The organism is Ancylobacter polymorphus, from assembly GCF_022836935.1.
Classification (GTDB): domain Bacteria; phylum Pseudomonadota; class Alphaproteobacteria; order Rhizobiales; family Xanthobacteraceae; genus Ancylobacter; species Ancylobacter polymorphus_A.
Genome location: NZ_CP083239.1, coordinates 1,666,677 through 1,685,462, shown reverse-complemented (window position 1 = coordinate 1,685,462; position 18,786 = coordinate 1,666,677). Strand labels below are relative to the sequence as shown.

The 18,786-nt window shown below is 66.8% G+C and carries 19 protein-coding genes and 1 tRNA gene; 10 read left to right on the top strand and 10 right to left on the bottom strand.

Features of this window, described 5'->3' with window-relative positions; genetic code table 11:
- Nucleotides 1-268: 268 nt before the first annotated feature.
- Entirely contained in the window at nucleotides 269-2,536 is a 2,268-nt protein-coding gene (locus tag K9D25_RS07875; RefSeq protein WP_244450304.1) for a class I SAM-dependent methyltransferase, read from the top strand.
- Nucleotides 2,537-2,731: 195 nt separating this feature from the next.
- On the opposite strand, the gene K9D25_RS07870 is transcribed toward K9D25_RS07875, so the two are convergent.
- A tRNA-Ala gene (locus K9D25_RS07870) sits at nucleotides 2,732-2,807 on the bottom strand.
- A 237-nt stretch (nucleotides 2,808-3,044) separates the two neighbouring features.
- On the opposite strand from K9D25_RS07870, the gene K9D25_RS07865 reads away from it, so the two are divergent.
- Entirely contained in the window at nucleotides 3,045-3,329 is a 285-nt protein-coding gene (locus K9D25_RS07865) for a YggT family protein (protein WP_244450303.1), read from the top strand.
- Nucleotides 3,326-3,661: a DUF167 family protein gene (locus tag K9D25_RS07860; RefSeq protein WP_244450302.1), complete on the top strand. Its 336-nt coding sequence runs from the start codon at nucleotides 3,326-3,328 to the stop codon at nucleotides 3,659-3,661. Before K9D25_RS07865 ends, K9D25_RS07860 begins: the two co-directional genes overlap by 4 nt.
- Before the next feature lie 137 nt (nucleotides 3,662-3,798).
- On the opposite strand, the gene K9D25_RS07855 is transcribed toward K9D25_RS07860, so the two are convergent.
- The 3 genes from K9D25_RS07855 to K9D25_RS07845 form a co-directional block, all read right to left on the bottom strand.
- A complete protein-coding gene (locus K9D25_RS07855; protein WP_244450301.1) occupies nucleotides 3,799-4,308 on the bottom strand; it encodes a GNAT family N-acetyltransferase in 510 nt (169 codons plus the stop codon).
- A 160-nt stretch (nucleotides 4,309-4,468) separates the two neighbouring features.
- Entirely contained in the window at nucleotides 4,469-6,298 is a 1,830-nt protein-coding gene (gene typA, locus K9D25_RS07850) for a translational GTPase TypA (protein WP_244450300.1), read from the bottom strand.
- Nucleotides 6,299-6,425: 127 nt separating this feature from the next.
- Nucleotides 6,426-6,659 carry a hypothetical protein gene (locus K9D25_RS07845; RefSeq protein WP_244450299.1) on the bottom strand — a complete coding sequence of 78 codons (234 nt, stop codon included), beginning with the start codon at nucleotides 6,657-6,659 and terminating at the stop codon, nucleotides 6,426-6,428.
- A 184-nt stretch (nucleotides 6,660-6,843) separates the two neighbouring features.
- Here K9D25_RS07845 and K9D25_RS07840 point away from each other — a divergent pair, with 184 nt between their 5' ends.
- Nucleotides 6,844-7,137, top strand: a complete 294-nt coding sequence (locus K9D25_RS07840) for a hypothetical protein (protein ID WP_244450298.1) — start codon at nucleotides 6,844-6,846, stop codon at nucleotides 7,135-7,137.
- A gap of 15 nt (nucleotides 7,138-7,152) precedes the next feature.
- Here the strand turns inward: K9D25_RS07840 and K9D25_RS07835 are convergent, their stop codons facing one another.
- Nucleotides 7,153-8,280 (bottom strand): site-2 protease family protein, encoded by a 1,128-nt coding sequence (locus tag K9D25_RS07835; RefSeq protein WP_244450297.1) that lies wholly within the window; start codon nucleotides 8,278-8,280, stop codon nucleotides 7,153-7,155.
- Between the two features lie 149 nt (nucleotides 8,281-8,429).
- On the opposite strand from K9D25_RS07835, the gene K9D25_RS07830 reads away from it, so the two are divergent.
- Nucleotides 8,430-8,927, top strand: coding sequence for a pyridoxamine 5'-phosphate oxidase family protein (locus K9D25_RS07830; protein WP_244450296.1), 498 nt, complete (start codon nucleotides 8,430-8,432; stop codon nucleotides 8,925-8,927).
- 18 nt (nucleotides 8,928-8,945) lie between these two features.
- On the opposite strand, the gene K9D25_RS07825 is transcribed toward K9D25_RS07830, so the two are convergent.
- Complete coding sequence (locus K9D25_RS07825; RefSeq protein ID WP_244450295.1) at nucleotides 8,946-9,833, bottom strand: AraC family transcriptional regulator; 888 nt, start codon at nucleotides 9,831-9,833, stop codon at nucleotides 8,946-8,948.
- Between the two features lie 131 nt (nucleotides 9,834-9,964).
- Between K9D25_RS07825 and K9D25_RS07820 the strand changes: the two genes are divergently transcribed.
- Nucleotides 9,965-10,717 (top strand): SDR family NAD(P)-dependent oxidoreductase, encoded by a 753-nt coding sequence (locus K9D25_RS07820; protein WP_244450294.1) that lies wholly within the window; start codon nucleotides 9,965-9,967, stop codon nucleotides 10,715-10,717.
- 169 nt (nucleotides 10,718-10,886) lie between these two features.
- On the opposite strand, the gene K9D25_RS07815 is transcribed toward K9D25_RS07820, so the two are convergent.
- The 4 genes from K9D25_RS07815 to K9D25_RS07800 form a co-directional block, all read right to left on the bottom strand.
- Nucleotides 10,887-12,116, bottom strand: coding sequence for an argininosuccinate synthase (locus K9D25_RS07815; RefSeq protein WP_244450293.1), 1,230 nt, complete (start codon nucleotides 12,114-12,116; stop codon nucleotides 10,887-10,889).
- An 87-nt stretch (nucleotides 12,117-12,203) separates the two neighbouring features.
- Nucleotides 12,204-12,707, bottom strand: a complete 504-nt coding sequence (locus K9D25_RS07810; protein ID WP_244450292.1) for a hypothetical protein — start codon at nucleotides 12,705-12,707, stop codon at nucleotides 12,204-12,206.
- A 9-nt stretch (nucleotides 12,708-12,716) separates the two neighbouring features.
- On the bottom strand, nucleotides 12,717-13,964 hold the full coding sequence (rlmN, locus tag K9D25_RS07805; protein WP_244450291.1) for a 23S rRNA (adenine(2503)-C(2))-methyltransferase RlmN: 1,248 nt from the start codon (nucleotides 13,962-13,964) through the stop codon (nucleotides 12,717-12,719).
- Between the two features lie 99 nt (nucleotides 13,965-14,063).
- Nucleotides 14,064-14,786: a GyrI-like domain-containing protein gene (locus tag K9D25_RS07800; protein ID WP_244450290.1), complete on the bottom strand. Its 723-nt coding sequence runs from the start codon at nucleotides 14,784-14,786 to the stop codon at nucleotides 14,064-14,066.
- 256 nt (nucleotides 14,787-15,042) lie between these two features.
- Between K9D25_RS07800 and dapF the strand changes: the two genes are divergently transcribed.
- Genes dapF through K9D25_RS07780 form a run of 4 tightly spaced genes read left to right on the top strand, consistent with a single transcriptional unit; the run spans nucleotide 15,043 to nucleotide 18,770 of the window.
- Entirely contained in the window at nucleotides 15,043-15,909 is an 867-nt protein-coding gene (gene dapF, locus K9D25_RS07795) for a diaminopimelate epimerase (RefSeq protein WP_244450289.1), read from the top strand.
- A gap of 2 nt (nucleotides 15,910-15,911) precedes the next feature.
- A complete protein-coding gene (gene mtaB, locus K9D25_RS07790; protein ID WP_244450823.1) occupies nucleotides 15,912-17,213 on the top strand; it encodes a tRNA (N(6)-L-threonylcarbamoyladenosine(37)-C(2))-methylthiotransferase MtaB in 1,302 nt (433 codons plus the stop codon).
- Complete coding sequence (ftsY, locus tag K9D25_RS07785; protein ID WP_244450288.1) at nucleotides 17,210-18,163, top strand: signal recognition particle-docking protein FtsY; 954 nt, start codon at nucleotides 17,210-17,212, stop codon at nucleotides 18,161-18,163. Before mtaB ends, ftsY begins: the two co-directional genes overlap by 4 nt.
- 4 nt (nucleotides 18,164-18,167) lie before the next feature.
- On the top strand, nucleotides 18,168-18,770 hold the full coding sequence (locus K9D25_RS07780; protein WP_244450287.1) for a septation protein A: 603 nt from the start codon (nucleotides 18,168-18,170) through the stop codon (nucleotides 18,768-18,770).
- Nucleotides 18,771-18,786 lie beyond the last annotated feature (16 nt).

Below are 18,786 nucleotides of genomic sequence, written 5' to 3'. Positions count from 1 at the left end.
TGGAGAAACTTCCCTGATCTTGCCGGGCTTTACGCCCGCAATGTGACGCAAGAGAAAGCAGTTTGCCGCCCTGCGTCACAGCTCCGTTATCCGTGCACACGAAAAGCCTGCTGCCCGCCCGGCTGGGATGAACGGACAGCGAGTGAATCGAACCATATTTTGATACCGATGGACGTTCGACTCGTGCGCCCTCGGACGCAGTGCTGGGAGGCGTGGCGGCAAGCGAGCTGTGAAGAAGCCGGATCACCGGGAAAAGGCATGAGTTGGTATGGATTTACGTTTCTCCGACGATCAGCGGGAGCTTCCGAGCGTCTGTCCGATGTGCAAACAGCGCGGTGCGACCCCGCGCCTGTGCGTCGAGGGTACTCGCTACCTCCGCGCGCCACTGGAGATGTCCGAGTGCATTCATTGCCACACGCTCTACTACACTTCGGAAAACCCCGTGATCGGCTATGATTTTCCAGGCTTTGAAGAAAATTACTGGTTGAACTATGTCCAGTCCGGCGCCGGGATAACCGCCATGCTGGAACCTCTGCTGGCCGTTGCCACCGGGAAGACCGGCCGGCTGCTGGATATCGGCTGCGGCTTCGGTTTTGTCGGGCATTTCTGGGAACAATCCGGCCATGGCCGCGCGGTTGGCCTGGAAACGAGCCTTTATGGCAAAGTCGGCCGCGCTACGCTCGGCACCACGATCTACCATTCCTACTACGCCGACACGCCCGAGATTGCCGGCCAGACATTCGACGTCGTCTATTCCAGCGAGGTGCTGGAGCATGTGCCCGACCCGGCCGCCTTTATCGCCGAGATATCCCAAGCGCTGAGCGACGAGGGGATCCTGATCTTGACCACACCCTGCGCGGACGCCGTGCTCCCGGGAGGGTCCTATCCGGAAGTGATCGCCATCCTCTCGCCCGGGTTCCACTATTTCGTGACCCGCGAACAGGCCTTGCGCACCCTGCTGCACAATCAGGGCTTCGAGCACGTTCAGGTCGCGAACAGCGGGACGCGCCTTTTTGCCTGGGCCTCCCATGCTCCGCTGCCCGAGATTTCGTTCGGCTTCACCCAGTGGGAGGCCTATTACGACTATCTTGAGGCCCTCAGCCGCCATTCGAATCCCCATGTCGCGAACGGCGCCCTTTACCGCCTGGTCAAGGACGCCGTGAATCGCGGCGAGCTTGAGCGCGCGTCGGCCGCCCTGGACCGATGGGTACCTCTGGCCCGGTCCAGCTATGGCGTCGATTTTCTCGCGCCCGAAGCGATAGAGCAGCGTTTCCTAGCGGCGGCAGAGCCGGGCAACGACGAGTTTCCCTCCTGGCTGGGATGCGGCCTCCTGTTCTATGCGCGCACCGCCTCGATGCTGGGTGGCAATCCACGCCTGCTCGCCGGTGTGGTTCGCTCCGCCATCGCCATCATGCGGCGCGAAATCGCCATACTTGCCCAGTTCGCGCAGGAGCCGGCCCATTTTCTCTCGCTCGCCGAGGCGCTTCTGGACGAGTTGGAGCGAGCGGAAACGCCTCCTCCGGCATCAGAGGTGAGGCCCCACTTCGTGCGTGCCCCGACGGCCAGCTTGAGCGGCCGCGCCGTGGCGCTGCTCTGCGGCTACGCACCCGATGGCTTGCCCAGTCCCGCCCTGCTGGCGCTCTGCCGAGCCCTCGCGCGCAATGGCGTCGACACGCATGTCTGCCTGGCCGTGCACTCACCGATTGAGCAGCTTGTCGTCGCCGGGCTGGAGGACGCCCGGTCCATCGCCTACCGGATGAATGACAGTTATGATTTCGGCCTGTGGGCGGCGCAACTTGGCGCGCTGCCGGACATCTGGAACGCCGAACGCATCATCTTTGCCAATGACAGCGTCGTTCTCGTCAACAAGGCCGGCTTTGACGATCTCATGGGCCAGATGAGCCGGGATCGGTCTGAGTTGATCGCCCTGACCGAGAGCATGTCTCCGCTTCCCCATGCCCAGAGCTATTTTTTCCAGATGCGGGGGGACGCGCTGAACGATTGGCGAATCCGTAGCTTCTGGGCGGGCATGCCTGCGGCGATGAGCAAGCAGGAGGTGATCGACAGCTGCGAACTTCAGTTCGCGGGGCTGATCGACAGGAACGCGACCTTTCGCCGGACTATTGTGTTCGGTCTGCAGACGATATTTCCGAATTGCGCGACTGAGGACTGGCCGACCGGGAATATCTCCCACCTGCTCTGGGAGCGGCTGCTGCTGAAAGGCATGCCCTTCATCAAGGCGGAACTGCTCCACCGCAATCCGATGAAGCTGCCGATCGATCATTGGCGCCACGCCGTGCGGAGTCTGGGCGGCGACCTCGATCTGGCCGACAGGCACCTGAAGGAGATGGACCGCACGCGCGGCGTCCCGCATCCCCCGCCCCCCATTGACCTGCCGCGTCCGCGCCCTCTCAAGGACATGCGCAACTACGTCCTGGGAATCATCCTGGGGGAATCACGGCTGGCGAGGTTGCGCGCCTGGAACCGGCGCCGGCGGGCGCGTCGCCGGCAGCGGCGCTTGGCCAGACAGGCGTGAAGGCGCGGGCGGAATGAGGCGTCCGCGCCAGGAACGCTCTTTCTTCATGGCGTGGCGCACCTGTCTCGCCCCCTCCCGCTCCTTGAAGCGCGGGGCAGCCGTCCGCCGCCGTCCGAAGGCTGAAATCTCAGCGCCGGGCACTTGCTTAAGGTGGTGTCGTAAAGCGCCAGACGACGACAGGAATGCCCGGAGACTTGGTGGAGCCGAGGGGATTTGAACCCCTGACCTCTGCAGTGCGATTGCAGCGCTCTCCCAACTGAGCTACGGCCCCAAGCCTCAGGCCGCGCCTTGTACGTTCGCCGCCGGGGCTGTGTCAAGGCGGCTCGGCACGGTTGATGCGCGGGGCTGTGAATCAGGGTTGCCGCAATGCGGCGGCAGCATTAAGCATCGTGGCGGACGGCGCTTCGGGGGTCGGGTCCGGTCCGGTGGAAAACCGGGTCGCAGACCCACTCTCCCGCGTGACGAGACACGTCCGCGCCGTGCTCCCGCCCCTGCTCCGAGGCTGCCGATGTATTCGATTCTCTGGCTGTTCGACACGCTGATCACGCTTTATGTCTGGATCCTCATCGCCTCGGCCATCCTGTCCTGGCTGGTGGTGTTCAACGTGGTCAACGCGCACAACCCCATCGTCCGCAGCATCGGCGAATTCCTCTGGCGGGTGACCGAGCCGGTGCTGGCACCGCTACGGCGTGTGCTGCCCAATCTCGGCGGCATCGACGTCTCGCCGGTGATCCTGATCATCCTGCTCTATTTCATCCGCAACCTGGTGTTCGAACTCGTCGCCGGCTCGTGAGCGCGCCCCTTCCGGCGCCGCCCTGGACGCTGACGGCCGAAGGGGTGACGGTGACGGTGCGCGCCACTCCGCGCGGCGGGCGCGACGCGATTGACGGCATCGTCGAGCTCGGCGACGGGCGGCGCGCGCTGAAAGCGCGTGTCAGCGTCGCCGCCGAGGACGGCAAGGCCAATGCCGCGCTGGCGAAACTGCTGGCCAAGGCGACCGGTCTCGCGCCGTCGCGGGTGGAACTGGTGGCGGGCGTGACCGGGCGGACCAAGAGTTTCCGGCTCATCGGCGACGGGCAGGAAATCGCGGCCCGGCTGGCGCGCTTCGCCGACGCTTCCGATTGATCAACGTTGCAAGGCCGCTGGAGCCTGATCCGATCAGGTTGAAGCAACCTGATCGGATCAGGCTCCAAATTATGCATAGAGAACGTTTTACCGATCTGATTGCGCTGCAATCAGATCGGAACGTGCTCTAGGAGGCGTCAGGCGTTCCAGCCGAAGGCCAGCTTCTCCAGCGCGCGGCCGCCGAAGCTCTCGGTCGAACGCGCGACGCCCATCCCGCCCATAGCGCGGTAGAAGCCTACGGCCGGCTCATTGGCCGCCAGCGCCCACACCGCCAGACCGTCAAAGCCGGCACTGACGAGTTCCTTGCGCGCATCCTCGAACAGGCGGCGGCCGAAGCCGAGCCCCTGATATTCCGGGCGCAGATAAAGCTCGTAGATCTCGCCCTCGAAGGGCAGCCCGCGCGCGCGGTTGCGTCCGACATTGGCATAGCCGGCCACCGCATCCCCGAAGGTCAGGACAATGACGCGCGAGCCGCGCTTCAGCGCGGTGTACCACCAGGCGGGTCCCCGGCGCTGGATCATCTTCTCCAGCTCGGCGCCGGGGATGAGGCCGCGATAGGCCACCCGCCATGCCGCATCATGGATATCGGCAATGTCGCCTGCATCGGCCAGGCGCGCCCGGCGTGTCTCGACGAGAAGCGTGCTCATGGACTGATGGGAGCAAATGCGCCCCGCGGGATCAAGGGCTTTCCGCAGCGTCGGGGCGATCGTTCCACCGCACCGTGGCGCCAGGGTCACGCTTCCACGCCAATAAAAAGGGCCTGCCCGCGCAAGCGGACAGGCCCTTGATCGGTTGCCAAGGCCGGCGTCAGACGCCTTCGGCTTCCTTGCGGCGCTCCTCGCGCTTGCGCTCGTTCGGGTCGAGCAGTCGCTTGCGCAGGCGGATCGACTTCGGCGTCACCTCGACCAGCTCGTCATCCTGAATCCACGCCAGCGCGCGCTCCAGTGTCATGCGGATCGGCGGGGTCAGGCGCACGGCCTCGTCCTTGGAGGTGGTGCGGATATTGGTGAGCTTCTTGCCCTTGAGGACGTTCACCTCAAGATCATTGTCGCGGGTGTGAACGCCGATCAGCATGCCCTGATAGACCTTCCAGCCCGGCTCGATCATCATCGGGCCACGGTCTTCGAGGTTCCACAGCGCATAGGCCACAGCCTCGCCCGCCTCGTTGGCGATGAGCACGCCATTGGTGCGGCCGGCGATCTCGCCCTTATAGGGGGCGTATTCGTGGAACAGCCGGTTCATGATGGCCGTGCCGCGCGTGTCGGTCAGCAGTTCCGACTGGTAGCCGATGAGGCCGCGGGTGGGAGCATAGAAGACGAGCCGAACGCGATTGCCGCCCGAGGGCTTCATTTCCACCATTTCGGCCCGGCGCTCGGACATCTTCTGCACCACGACGCCGGAATATTCCTCATCGACGTCGATCAGCACTTCCTCGATCGGCTCCAGCGTCTCGCCGGTGGTCTCGTCCTTGGAGAACACCACGCGCGGACGCGAGACGGCGAGCTCGAAGCCTTCGCGGCGCATGGTCTCGATCAGCACCGCAAGCTGGAGTTCGCCACGGCCGGAAACGAAGAAGGAGTCCTTCTCGGTCGATTCCTCGATCTTCAGCGCGACATTGCCCTCGGCCTCGCGCAGCAGGCGGTCGCGGATGACGCGGCTAGTCACCTTGTCGCCTTCGGTGCCGGCGAGCGGCGAATCATTGACGATGAAGGTCATGGTGACGGTCGGCGGGTCGATCGGCTGCGCCTTGAGCGGCGTGTCGACCGAGAGATCGCAGAACGTGTCGGCCACCGTGCCCTTGGAGAGGCCGGCAATGGCGACGATGTCGCCGGCGACGCCCTCCTCGATCGGCTGACGTTCAATGCCGCGGAAGGCGAGAATCTTGGAGATGCGGCCCTGCTCGACCAGCGAACCGTCCTGCGCCAGCACCTTCACCGCCTGGTTCGGCTTGATCGAGCCAGAGGTGATACGTCCGGTGATCATGCGGCCGAGGAAGGGGTTGGCTTCGAGCAGCGTGCCGATCATCTTGAACGGCGCTTCCTCGACGGTCGGCTCCGGCACATGCTTCAGCACGAGGTCAAACAGCGGCGCCATGCCCTGGTCGCTCGGCCCTTCCGGCGAATGCGCCATCCAGCCATTGCGGCCGGACCCGTAGAGAATGGGGAAGTCGAGCTGGTCATCGGTGGCGTCGAGCGCGGCGAAGAGGTCGAACACCTCATTGATGACTTCCTGCGCACGCGCGTCCTGACGATCGACTTTGTTGATCGCCACGATCGGGCGCAGGCCGACCTTCAGCGCCTTGCCGACCACGAATTTGGTCTGCGGCATCGGGCCTTCGGCGGCATCGACCAGCACGATGGCGCCGTCCACCATGTTGAGGATACGCTCCACCTCGCCGCCGAAATCGGCGTGGCCGGGGGTGTCGACGATGTTGATCCGGGTGTCCTTCCAGACCACCGAGGTGGCCTTGGCGAGGATGGTGATGCCGCGCTCCTTTTCGAGATCGTTCGAATCCATCACACGCTCGGCGACGCGCTGGTTCTCACGATAGGAGCCGGACTGCTTGAGCAGTTCGTCCACCAGCGTGGTCTTGCCGTGGTCGACGTGGGCGATGATGGCGATGTTGCGCAGCTTCATATGAAAACACCAAAAAGCGGGCCCGAAGTCTTCGGACCCGCGTGAATTTTGCGGCGCACTATACTCACAAAGCCCGCAAGATCAACGACGGAAGCGGGGCGGCACACTCTCGCGGGCGAAAAAGCGATCAATGGTCGCGGCGCAATTCCCACAACCGGCGGATCTGAGCGGGCTTGAGGATTTCGCCCTCGGCCGTGCGCAGCCACGCCACCTCGCGATGGGAAGGCGACTGGGTCATGGCAAAGGCGACCGCATCTTCCACCGAGCCGAACTCATAGGAATCGGGCCATTTGTCAGGGGCATCCACGGTGTGGGAGGGCGGCCAGTATTGCAACCGGACGGGCTCGTGATCGGGGGTCATGAACCTACTCCTCGGCGCGCAGAGGGTCGGAAAGCCGCCGCGCCCGCGCGCGCTGGAACGAGGCGCGACATTGCGAACAACGCGCGCCGACCGGCAAGGTTCCGTCTCGCAGCGCGGCAGGTGGAAACCCTTGAAGCTGCGCGGCCTGGCCCCACTTTGCAGCTATCAGACACAGGAGTGGGCCATGGTTCAGGACAACGGCAAGCCCGGCGATGCGGACTATACCGAGGCCGAGATCGACGAAACCATCGAGGAGACATTCCCCGCCAGCGATCCGCCGGCACTGGGCGGCATTACCGGCGATGTACCGCCCTCCGATGGCGGCGTACCCGGCGGCACCGAGGTGATTCCCCCCGGCGGCCATGCGACGGAGGCGAAAGCCGACAAGACGGACATCGACGAGGCGCTGGACGAGAGCTTCCCCGCCAGCGACCCGCCGGCTTTCACCGGCGTGACCGGCGTGAAGGAAGCCGGCTAGGCGGACCGGCTGCCGTCAGGCAACCGGCCGCGCGGGCGGGCTGCGCTTTGCCCACGGACCGAAGCGGGCGTCCGGCTGGGCGGCGCGCAGCATCATCATCTCACCGACATTCTCCGGCGAGAGCAGGCCGACCAGCCTGCCGCCGGCATCCACCACGCCGACGACCGGAGCGCCGCGCTGGGTGATGAGCGCCAGCGCACGGTCCAGCGGGGTGCGGGTGCCGACCGTCGGCACCTCCGCCATCGCTTCCAGCACCGAAGCGCCGGGCCCCTGCGCCTGCAGCGCGCGAATCATGGCGTCGCGGGTGAGCACGCCGCGCAGATGCACTGCGCCGTCGACAATGGGAAACTCCTTCTGGGTGGTGCGGATCAACGCTTCCGCCGCATCGCCGACGCTCGCCGTCGGGCCCAGCGTCTCGAACTGGGTGATCATCGCATCTTCCACCAGCAGCCCCTGCGCCACCTGCTTCATCTGCACCTGCCCGGCCTCGCCGGACGCGGCAAGGAAGACGAAGACGGCGATGATGATCAGCATCGGGTTGCCGAAAATGCCGAGCACGCCGAGGCCGATGGCAAGGCCCTGCCCGATGGAGGCCGCCGTCTGCGTCGCCTGCGCATGGCTCATCTTCATCGCCAGCAGCGCGCGCAGCACCCGCCCGCCATCCATGGGAAAGGCGGGAATGAGATTGAACACCACGAGAAAGATGTTGGCGGCTGCGAGCTTGGCGAGCAGGCTCACCTGCGGGTTTTCGATGCTCTCGATATGCTCCACCCCGACATTGCCGCCGAGGAAGAGCAACAGCACAGCGGCGATGACCACATTCACCGCCGGCCCGGCCAGCGCCACCACCAGCTCTTCCGACGGCTTTTCCGGGATGCGCTCCAGCCGGGCGATGCCGCCGAACGGCCAGAGCGTGACCTCCGGCGTCTTCACCCCGTAGCGCCGCGCCGCGAAGATATGGCCGAACTCGTGCAACAGCACGCAGAGGAAGAGCAGCGCCACGAAGGCGACGCCGTCCCAGGCCGCGCCCGCCCCGCCCCTCTGGTAATAGGCGACCCAGATCCAGGCCAGGAACAGCAGGAAGGTCACATGAATGCGGACCGCGGTGCCATAGACATATCCGACGGTAAGCGACCAGGCCATGAGCGTCTCCTTGCGTGGGCTCGCTAGCATAGCGAGAGCGCTGCCACATGACAGCGGAACAGCACGGATGCCGCAGGCGGATCGCCGCACGACGCGAGGAACCAGCGCTGCGGCTCCGGGTTCTCCCCTCGAACCCGAGGAGGCTTTTCATGGACGACAAGACCACCGCCGAAGCCATCGACCGCGTTTGGGAGATGATGGAGGATATGCGCATCTGCATGCTCGTCACCCGCGAGGGCGAAACGTTGCGCGCCCGGCCGATGGATGCCCATCCCTCCCGCGAGGAAGGCTGCGTCTGGTTCCTTTCGGACCGCCGCGGCCACAAGGATGACGAACTGGAGCGGGACCCGCAGGCCGCGCTCACCTTCGCCAAGCCGGGCGACAACAACTACCTTTCGGTGTCCGGCCAGGCCGAAGTCTCCAGCGACCGCGCCAAGATCGACGACTTGTGGAGCGACATGAACAAGGCGTTCTGGCCGCAGGGCAAGACCGATCCGAACATCTGCGTCCTGCGCTTCATTCCCGACCAGGCGGAATATTGGGACGGCCCGTCCAATTCCGTCGGCGTGCTGTTCAAGATGATGGCGGCGCGTCTTTCCGGCTCGACCACCGATCTCGGCGAGAACCGCAAGGTGCCGCTGGACTGAGATCCCGCCTCTCGAACTTCAGGCGGCGCGCATCTGCTCCCGCGCCGCCTTCACGTCCCGCACCGGCGGCGCGCCGAAAAGGCGTCCATATTCGCGGGTGAATTGCGGCACGCTTTCATAGCCAACCGCAAAGGCAGCCATGCTGGCGGACGCCCCTTCCGCCGCCATCAGCCGCCGCGCCTCGATCAGCCGAAGCTGCTTCTGGAACTGCAGCGGCGATAGCGAGGTGACCGCGCGGAAATGCTGATGGAAGGTGGAGACGCTCATTCCCGCCACCTCCGCGAGTCGGTTCACCGGCAAGGGCTTGGCGAACTCCGCGCGCAGCAGCGCCACCGCGCGGCCGATGCGTTGGGCGTGGCTATCCGGCCAGCCGAGCCGGCGAATGGCGGCGCCGTGCCGGCCGGCCAGCAGCCAGTAATGCATCTCGCGGATCAGCGAAGCCTGCAGCACCGGCAGCGCGGCAGGACGATCGAGCAACTGCAGCAGCCGCAGCGCCGCGCCCGCCACCTCGCCATCGGTCGGGTCGACCCGCACGGGGTCGGTCACACCAGCCAGCGCCGGCCCCATTTCCCGCGCCAGCTCGGCGACGATGGCAAGGTCCAGTTCCAGCACCAGCGACACATAGGGCGCGGCAGCACTCGCCTTGGTGATCTGGCTGACGATCGGCACGTCGGCGGTGATCAGCAGCGAATCCCCCGCACCAAGGGGAAAATCGCGGCCGCCCATCGTTACCTGCTTGGCGCCCTGCACCACCAGACAGACCAGCGGCCGGGCGATGGCGTGGCTAACGCCCGACGGGGCGGTGACGCGGAAAAACATGACGCCGGGGATCGGCGTCGTGGCGATGCCGTTGGCGTCAGCGTGAAGCCGGCCGTGCCGGTCCATGATGTCGAGCAGCGTTGTCATGCGCCCATCCTACCCCCCTGACGAAGGAAGGGAAGCACCTTCGGAGAAATAGGCAAGAACCCGCGCCGATCCGGCAACCACCGCCGGGCGCCGTGCGTCATATCTGTCTCACCCCAACAGGAGACGGACCCTTGACCATCACCCTCATCACCGGCGGCAGCCGCGGGCTTGGCCGCAACACCGCTCTCAGCGTCGCCCGTCGCGGTGGCGATGTTGTCTTGACCTATCACAGCCGCGCCGAGGACGCGCAGGCGGTGGTGGCCGAGATCGAGGCGCTGGGCCGCAAGGCGGTCGCGCTTCAGCTCGACACCGGCAAGGTCGCCGATTTCCCCGCCTTCGCCGAGCGCCTGCGCGCCGTGCTTTCCGAAGTCTGGAGCCGCGAGAGCTTCGACCACCTCGTCAACAATGCCGGCCATGGCGATTATGCGTCCATCGCCGACACCACCGAGGCGCAGTTCGACCGGTTGGTGGACGTGCATGTGAAGGGCGTGTTCTTCCTCACCCAGACGCTGCTGCCGCTGATCGCGGATGGCGGGCGCATCGTCAATTTCTCTTCCGGCCTCACCCGCTTCGCCTATCCCGGCTACGCCGCCTACGCGGCGATGAAGGGCGCGGTGGAAGTGCTCACCCGCTATATGGCCAAGGAACTCGGGGCGCGCGGCATCGCCGTCAATACGGTGGCGCCGGGCGCGATCGAGACCGATTTCGGCGGCGGCGCGGTGCGCGACAATGCCGAGATCAACAAGCAGCTTGCGAACATCACCGCACTCGGCCGCGTCGGCGTGCCGGACGATATCGGCCCGATGGTGGCCAGCCTCCTGTCGCCCGACAATCGCTGGGTCACGGCCCAGCGCATCGAGGTGTCGGGCGGACAGGCGATCTGAGGACGCCTCTCACACCCCCTCATGCCCGGGCTTGACCCGGGCACCCAGGGTCAGTGCGCACTTCAAGGTCTGGATCCCCGGGTCAAGCCCGGGGATGAGGAAGGTTGCTCAGGGGGCGGGCAGAGCTTGCGGGTCAAGCGCGCGCAAACCCTCCCGCCCGTCTGTTGTCTCAGCCCCGGACCTTGCGGTCGCGATTGGCCAGCGTGCGCAGGCGCAGCGCGTTCAGCTTGATGAAGCCAGCGGCGTCGCGGTGGTCATAGGCCACCGCGCCTTCCTCGAAGGTCACGAGGTCCTGATTGTAGAGCGAATAGGGCGAGGAGCGGCCGACCACCTCGACATTGCCCTTGTAGAGCTTGAGCCGAACCTCGCCGGTGACGAATTCCTGGCTCTTGTCGATCAGCGCCTGCAGCATTTCGCGCTCCGGCGAGAACCAGAAGCCGTAATAGATCAGCTCCGCATAGCGGGGCATGATGTCGTCTTTCAGATGCGCCGCGCCACGGTCGAGCGTGATGCTCTCAATGCCACGATGCGCCTGCAGAAGGATCGTGCCGCCGGGCGTCTCGTAGACGCCGCGCGACTTCATGCCGACGAAGCGGTTCTCGACGAGGTCGAGCCGGCCGATGCCATTGGCCTTGCCGAGCTCGTTCAGCTTGGTCAGCAGCGTGGCGGGGGAGAGCTTTTCGCCATCGATGGAGACCGCGTCGCCCTTCTCGAAGCCGATGGTGATGTAGGTCGCTTTGTCCGGCGCCGCCTCGGGCGAGATGGTGCGCTGGTAGACATATTCCGGCGCTTCCTCGGCCGGGTCTTCCAGCACCTTGCCCTCGGAGGACGAGTGCAGCAGATTCGCGTCGACCGAGAACGGCGCCTCGCCGCGCTTGTCCTTGGCGATCGGGATCTGGTGGGTCTCGGCGAACTCCAGCAGGCGGGTGCGGGAGGTCAGGTCCCATTCGCGCCACGGCGCGATCACCTTGATCTCCGGCTCCAGCGCGTAATAGGAGAGCTCGAAGCGCACCTGGTCGTTGCCCTTGCCGGTGGCGCCATGGGCCACGGCGTCGGCGCCGACCTTGCGGGCGATCTCGATCTGCTTCTTGGAGATCAGCGGCCGTGCGATGGAGGTGCCGAGCAGGTACAGCCCCTCATACAGCGCATTGGCGCGGAACATCGGGAATACGTATTCGGAGACGAACTCCTCGCGCACATCCTCGATGAAGATGTTTTCCGGCTTGATGCCGAGCAGTTCGGCCTTCTTGCGCGCCGGCTCCAGTTCCTCACCCTGGCCGAGATCGGCGGTGAAGGTCACCACCTCGCAGCCATAGGTGGTCTGCAGCCATTTGAGGATCACCGAGGTGTCGAGACCGCCCGAATAGGCGAGCACCACCTTCTTCACATCGTTCGCCATATCACGTTCCGCAGGAAAGGAGCCGAGCCCGGAAGGGCGCGCGGACTATAGGCATGGCGCGCGCCGGTGCAAGCGTTGCAACAGCGCTCAGGGCGCCGTGGGGGGAGCGGGCTGGGCCGGCGGCAGCGGCGCGGCGGGCCGCGTGGGGCCCAGCGGCTTCCAGAAACCGGCGCTCCATCCCGCCACAGCCCAATAGACCAGCCCGCCAGCGAGGCCGGCGCCGAGAATGTAGAGCATGCCGTTGAACGGCACGGGCGCATCCGGATAGGGCGGGAAAATCTGTGCCGCGATCAGGGCGGAGATCGCGCCATTGGCGACATGGAAAACCCAGGAGCGCACCGCGAACGCCTCGGCGAAGAGAACGCCGATCAGCGCGAGACCGCCCATCATCACGACGATGGCCATCATCGCAAAGGCGGCGGTGGTCAGCGCATCCGCCAGCGCCACCGCCTCAATCTCGGCCGCGCCGGAGATCAGGTCGCCCAGCTGCCAGTAGCCGACCAGGATGATGGCCAGCGCGGCGATCATTCCCGCCACGCCGCCGAGCGGCACGATGAGGAGACGCAGCAGCAGCCGCAGCAGATTGTCCATTATGCGCCCCTATTCCGCCGCCGCCGCCATCGCCCGCAGGGCGAGGCGCTCGCGGGCGGAGAGCTTCTCCGTCTCGCTTTTCAGCTGGCCGCAAGCGGCGAGGATGTCGCGCCCGCGCGGCGTACGCACCGGGCTGGAATAGCCGGCGCGAAACACGATGTCGGAGAACTGCTCGATGGTTTCCCAGTCCGAGCACTCATATTTCGTGCCCGGCCAGGGGTTGAACGGGATCAAATTGATCTTGGCGGGAATGCCGGCGAGCAGCCGCACCAGCGCCTTGGCGTCGGCCGGGCTGTCGTTCACACCCTTGAGCATCACATATTCGAAGGTGATGCGCTTGGCGTTGGACGCGGCCGGATAGGTGCGGCACGCCTCCAGCAGATCCTTCAGCGGGTATTTCTTGTTGATCGGCACCAGCACGTCGCGCAGCTCGTCGCGCACCGCGTGCAGCGAGATGGCGAGCATCGGCCCGACCTCGCGGCCAAGCTTCTCGATCTCCGGCACCACGCCCGAGGTCGACACGGTGATGCGCCTCTTGCCGATGCCGAGACCTTCGCCATCGGCCAGCACCTCGATCGCCTTGGCGACGGAATCATAGGCGTAGAGCGGCTCGCCCATGCCCATGAACACGATATTGGTCACCAGCCGGTCGCCTTCGGTGGGAAGGCCGGGACCCGTCGCCCGCTCGCGGCCGGGATAGTCGCCGAGCCGGTCCCGCGCCACCATCACCTGCGCCACGATTTCGGCCGCCGTGAGGTTGCGCACCAGGCGCTGCGTGCCGGTGTGGCAGAAGGAGCAGTTGAGCGTGCAGCCGACCTGGGAGGAGACGCACAGCGTACCGCGGTCGCTCTCCGGGATATAGACCATCTCGACATCGTGCGGCTTGTCGCCGGCAATGTCGGGCGGCAGGCGCAGCAACCATTTGCGGGTGCCGTCATTCGACACCTGCTCGACCACGACCTCGGGACGGTCCAGCGAGAAGGCGGCGCTGAGCTTTTCGCGCAGACCCTTGCCGACATTGGTCATCTCGTCGAAGGACAGCGCCCCGCGCAGATAGATCCAGTGCCAGAGCTGGGCCACGCGCATGCGGCGGTCGCGCTCCGGCAGGCCGATCTCGGCCAGCGCCTCGGCCAGCCCGGCGCGGTCGAGCCCGGCCAGGGAGCGCTTCGCCTCCGCACGCGGCGTCTCGGCGGATGCGCCCTCGACGGGGAGACGCGCCCCGGCGGCGGAGGCCGCTGTGGTATCGATGAGGTTCATGTCGCTATCGAAGATGTCCGTTTGCGCGCCTCATAGCACAGCACGGCGGGCGAGGCGAATGGCCGGACGCCGGACACCCATGCGGCGGGGCGCCGATGATCACTTCAGCGGCACCCAGATATCGATGACGAGGTCGTCCTCCGGCGTGGTGCGTGGGTCGGAGCGGTATTCCTCGACATAGAGGTCCTGCGCTTCCAGATCCTTGGCGTCGAGCAGGTTGGCGATCTGCTCATAGGTCGGGTCCATGGAATCATAGGGCCCGCGATGGGTGAAGCGCAGCGCCCGCCCGGCGGGCGAAGCGGAGAACATCATGCCGTTCTGCGGCTTGTCCGCCGTGGCGCCCTCGAACGGCACCGCCGCCTCGAAATCGAAGCCGAGATCGTCGGTTGCGGTATAGATGATGAAGGAGGCGCCGTTGGGCTTGAGCTTCAGCCGCGCCATCTCGGCGTCGATCTCCTTCAGCGTTGCGACGATGGTCTTGAAGGCGTCGTCCCAGTTCGCGTGGCCGGCCTTCATCAGCACCGGCACCGGCTTCATCACTGATTCCTCGCCAAACCCGTCGGGCCGCTTCAGCGGGTCCGGCGCGGGGGCGACATTCTGCGTCTCCACCGCGCGCGGGTCGATCATCGGCGGGGCGATCATGTCGTCATCGTCGAGCGGTGCCGCGTCGGGGGTGGCAGGCGCGGGATCGGCGGGCGCGGCGTTCGCGGGCGGAGCGGCGTCCTGTGCCCGCACCGTAGCCGGCAGCGCCGGGACGGCCAGCAGCGCCAGCACGAGGAGAAGCCGGCGCGGCAGCGGGCGGGCGGAGACGTTCACCATCATGGTCGATTCACCGGAAAGGGGCGCGGCGCCGGAAACAAGACATGAACGCGACTCCTAGCATTACGCAGGCGCGCCCGCGACGGTCCGCGCGGCCCACCGCGCCGCTTCGCCGCCCCCTGTCGCCGCGCCGCGACACTCGTGCCCAGACGGACCGGCCGGCGATAAGTCTGGTCAAGCCTCGGCGCTTCGCCATATAAGGACCGCATCCTCGTCAACCCACCGGCGGCCCGTCCGCCGCTGCCGCGAAACCGGGTTCATGGCCGCGCTGGAAAACCGACCCTTCGTCAAGATGAACGGCCTCGGCAACGAGATCGTCGTGCTCGATCTGCGCGACGCCCCGCTCGCCGTGCCGCCGGAAGAAGCGCGCGCCCTCGCCCGGCCGGAGGTGCTGCCCTTCGACCAGATCATGGCGCTCTACCCGCCACAAACCGAGGGCACGCGCGCTTTCGTGCGCATCATCAATTCCGACGGTTCGGAATCCGGTGCCTGCGGCAACGGCACACGTTGCATCGCGCTTTATGAATCCGGCCGCACAGGCGCGCAGCATATGCTGTTCGAGAGCGTCGCCGGCCCGCTGGAGTGCACCCTCGCCCCCGAGGGCATCACCGTCGACATGGGTGTGCCGCGTTTCGGCTGGCACGACATCCCGCTCGCCGGCCCGGTCAGTGATACCCGCGCCATCGAATTGCAGGCAGGGCCGGCGGACGCGCCGGTGCTGCGCGCGCCGGCGGTGGTCAATGTCGGCAACCCGCACGCCATTTTCTGGGTGGAGGACATCAACGCGGTCGATCTCGCCCTTCTGGGACCGGAGCTGGAACGCCATCCGATCTTCCCGGAGCGGGCAAACATCTCCGCCGCGCAGGTGGTCTCGCCCGACCACATCGTGCTGAAGGTGTGGGAGCGTGGCGTCGGCCTCACCCGTGCCTGCGGCACCGCCGCCTGCGCCACCGCCGTGTGCGCGGCGCGCCTCGGCCTCACCGGCCGGCGCGTCACCATCAGTCTGCCCGGCGGCGATCTGGTCATCGACTGGCGCGAGAGCGACGACCACATGCTGATGACCGGCCCCGCCGAAGTCGAGTTCGACGGCCGGCTCACCGCCGTCATGCTCGGCGAAGCCGAGTGACGATGCCGCTCGCCGCCCCGGCCCCTGCGTCCGCCGTTGAGGTCGTCAGTTTCGGCTGCCGGCTGAACGCGCTCGATTCCGCCAGCGCCAAGGCGATGGCCGGCGCGGCGGGGCTGGAGAACGCGGTCATCGTCAATACCTGTGCCGTCACCGCCGCGGCGGTGAAGCAGGCGCGTCAGACCATCCGCCGGCTCAAGCGCGAGGCCCCCACCCGCCGCATCATCGTCACCGGCTGCGCCGCGCAGACCGAGCCCGCCCGCTTCGCGGCGATGGGAGAAGTCGACCGCGTGCTCGGCAATGCCGAGAAGACCGCGCCGGAGGCGTGGCAGGCGACCCGCGCCGCGCTCGATTTCGGCCTCGACCACGAGGCGAAGATCGTCGTCGGCGACATCATGGCGGTGCGCGAGACCGCGCCGCATCTGCTGGACGGGCCGGCCGACACGATCGAGGGACACACACGCGCCTTCGTGCAGGTGCAGGATGGCTGCGACCATCGCTGCACCTTCTGCGTCATCCCCTATGGGCGAGGCAATTCCCGCTCCGTGCCCATGGGCGCGGTCGTCGCGCGGGTGCGCGAGCTCGTGGAACAGGGCACGCGCGAAATCGTGCTCACCGGGGTCGACCTCACCTCCTACGGCGCCGGCCTTCCCGGCGCGCCACGGCTCGGCACGCTGGTGCGCACCCTGCTGCGCCATGTGCCGGAACTGCCCCGGCTGCGGCTCTCCTCGCTCGATTCAGTGGAGGTCGACGACGAACTGATGCGCGCACTGGCGGAAGAAGAGCGGCTGATGCCGCATCTCCACCTCTCGCTGCAGGCGGGCGACGATCTCATCCTCAAGCGGATGAAGCGCCGGCATTCGCGCGAACAGGCCATCGGCTTCTGCCGCGCCCTGCGCCGGGCCCGGCCGGAAATGGTGTTCGGCGCCGATCTCATCGCCGGCTTCCCCACGGAATCGGAAACGGCCTTCCGCGCCTCGCTCGATCTGGTGGATTCCTGCGGGCTGACGCATCTGCACGTCTTCCCCTTCTCCCCGCGCCCCGGCACCCCGGCGGCGCGCATGCCGGCGGTCGACCCCGCTCTCGTGAAGGAGCGCGCCCGCCGCCTGCGGGACAAGGGGGCGCAGGCGCTGCTGCGCCACCTCGCCGCCGAGGTCGGGGCGCGGCGCGAAGTGCTGGCCGAGCGTGGCGGCCTCGCGCGCACCAAGAGCTTCACCCCGGTGCGCCTGGCCTCGGCGCTGGCGCCCGGAACGCTGACCCATATCCGCATCGCCGGCCATGACGGCGTTCGGCTGATCGCGGCATGACCGACATGAACGACGAGACGACGAAGGCCCGCCCCGGATTCTGGAAGCGCCTGACCCAGGGGCTGACCCGGACCGCCACCGGTCTCTCCACCGGCATCACCGACCTGTTCACCAAGCGCAAGCTCGATGCCGACACGCTGGAAGACCTGGAGGACGTGCTGATCCGCGCCGATCTCGGCATGGACACGGCCGCCCGCATCGCCGCGGCCGTCGGCAAGGGGCGCTACGACAAGACCATCGAGCCCGAGGAGGTGCGCGCCCTCGTCGCCGCCGAGATCGAGGCGGTGCTGAAGCCGGTGGCGCAGCCGCTCGCCTTCGCCGGCGAGACCAAGCCGTTCATCCTGCTGATGGTCGGCGTCAACGGCTCGGGCAAGACCACGACCATCGGCAAGCTCGCCTCCACCCTGCGCGCGCAGGGCAAGAAGGTGGTGCTCGCCGCCGGCGACACGTTCCGGGCGGCGGCCATCGAGCAGTTGAAGGTGTGGGCGGAGCGCACCGGCGCCAGCCTCGTCTCCCGTCCGCCTGGCGCCGACGCCGCCGGCGTCGCCTTTGACGGGCTGCAGCAGGCCCGCGCGGAGGGCGCCGACGTGCTCATCATCGACACGGCCGGCCGGCTGCAGAACCGCGTCGAGCTGATGGACGAGCTGGAAAAGATCGTCCGCGTGATCAAGAAGCAGGACCCCACCGCGCCGCATGCGGTGGTGCTGACGCTCGATGCCACGGTGGGCCAGAACGCGCTGCAGCAGGTGGACGCGTTCAAGCGGGTGGCGGGCGTCACTGGCCTCGTCATGACCAAGCTGGACGGCACGGCGCGTGGGGGCATCCTGGTCGCCATCGCCGCCAAGCACGGCCTGCCGATCCATCTCATCGGCGTCGGCGAGGGCATTGACGACCTGCAACCCTTCGCGGCGCGCGATTTCGCCCGCGCCATCGTCGGACTGGAGGACTGACCCCATGAGCGATGCACCGTCCGGCCCCGCCACCGGCACCCGCCTGCGCACCATGCACCCGCTGCTGAAATTCGCGCTGGAAATGGGCCCGCTGGTGGTGTTCTTCATCGCCAATGGGAGGGGCGGCATTTATGTCGCCACCGGCGCCTTCATGGTCGCCACCTTCGCCGCTCTGGCGGTCATGTGGATCATTGCCCGCAAGATCGCGGTCATGCCGCTGGTCTCGGCCGGCGTGGTGCTGGTGTTCGGCACGCTCACCCTGGTGCTGCAGGACGACCATTTCATCAAGATGAAGCCGACGCTGGTGAACGCGCTGTTCGGCATCGCTCTGCTCGGCGGGCTGTGGCTGCGCAAACCGCTGCTGCCCTATGTGCTTGGCGATGTCTTCGTGCTCACCGACCAGGGCTGGCGCGAATTGACCATACGCTGGGGCGTGTTCTTCCTCGTCATGGCGGTGCTGAACGAAATCGTCTGGCGCAACGTCTCCACCGACACCTGGGTGGCGTTCAAGACCTTCGGCTATCTGCCGATCACCCTCGTCTTCGCCATGGCGCAGGTGCCGCTGATGACACGCCACGCCCCACCCGAGAGCACGGGCGAGAAATAGGCGGCGAGTGGGCCCG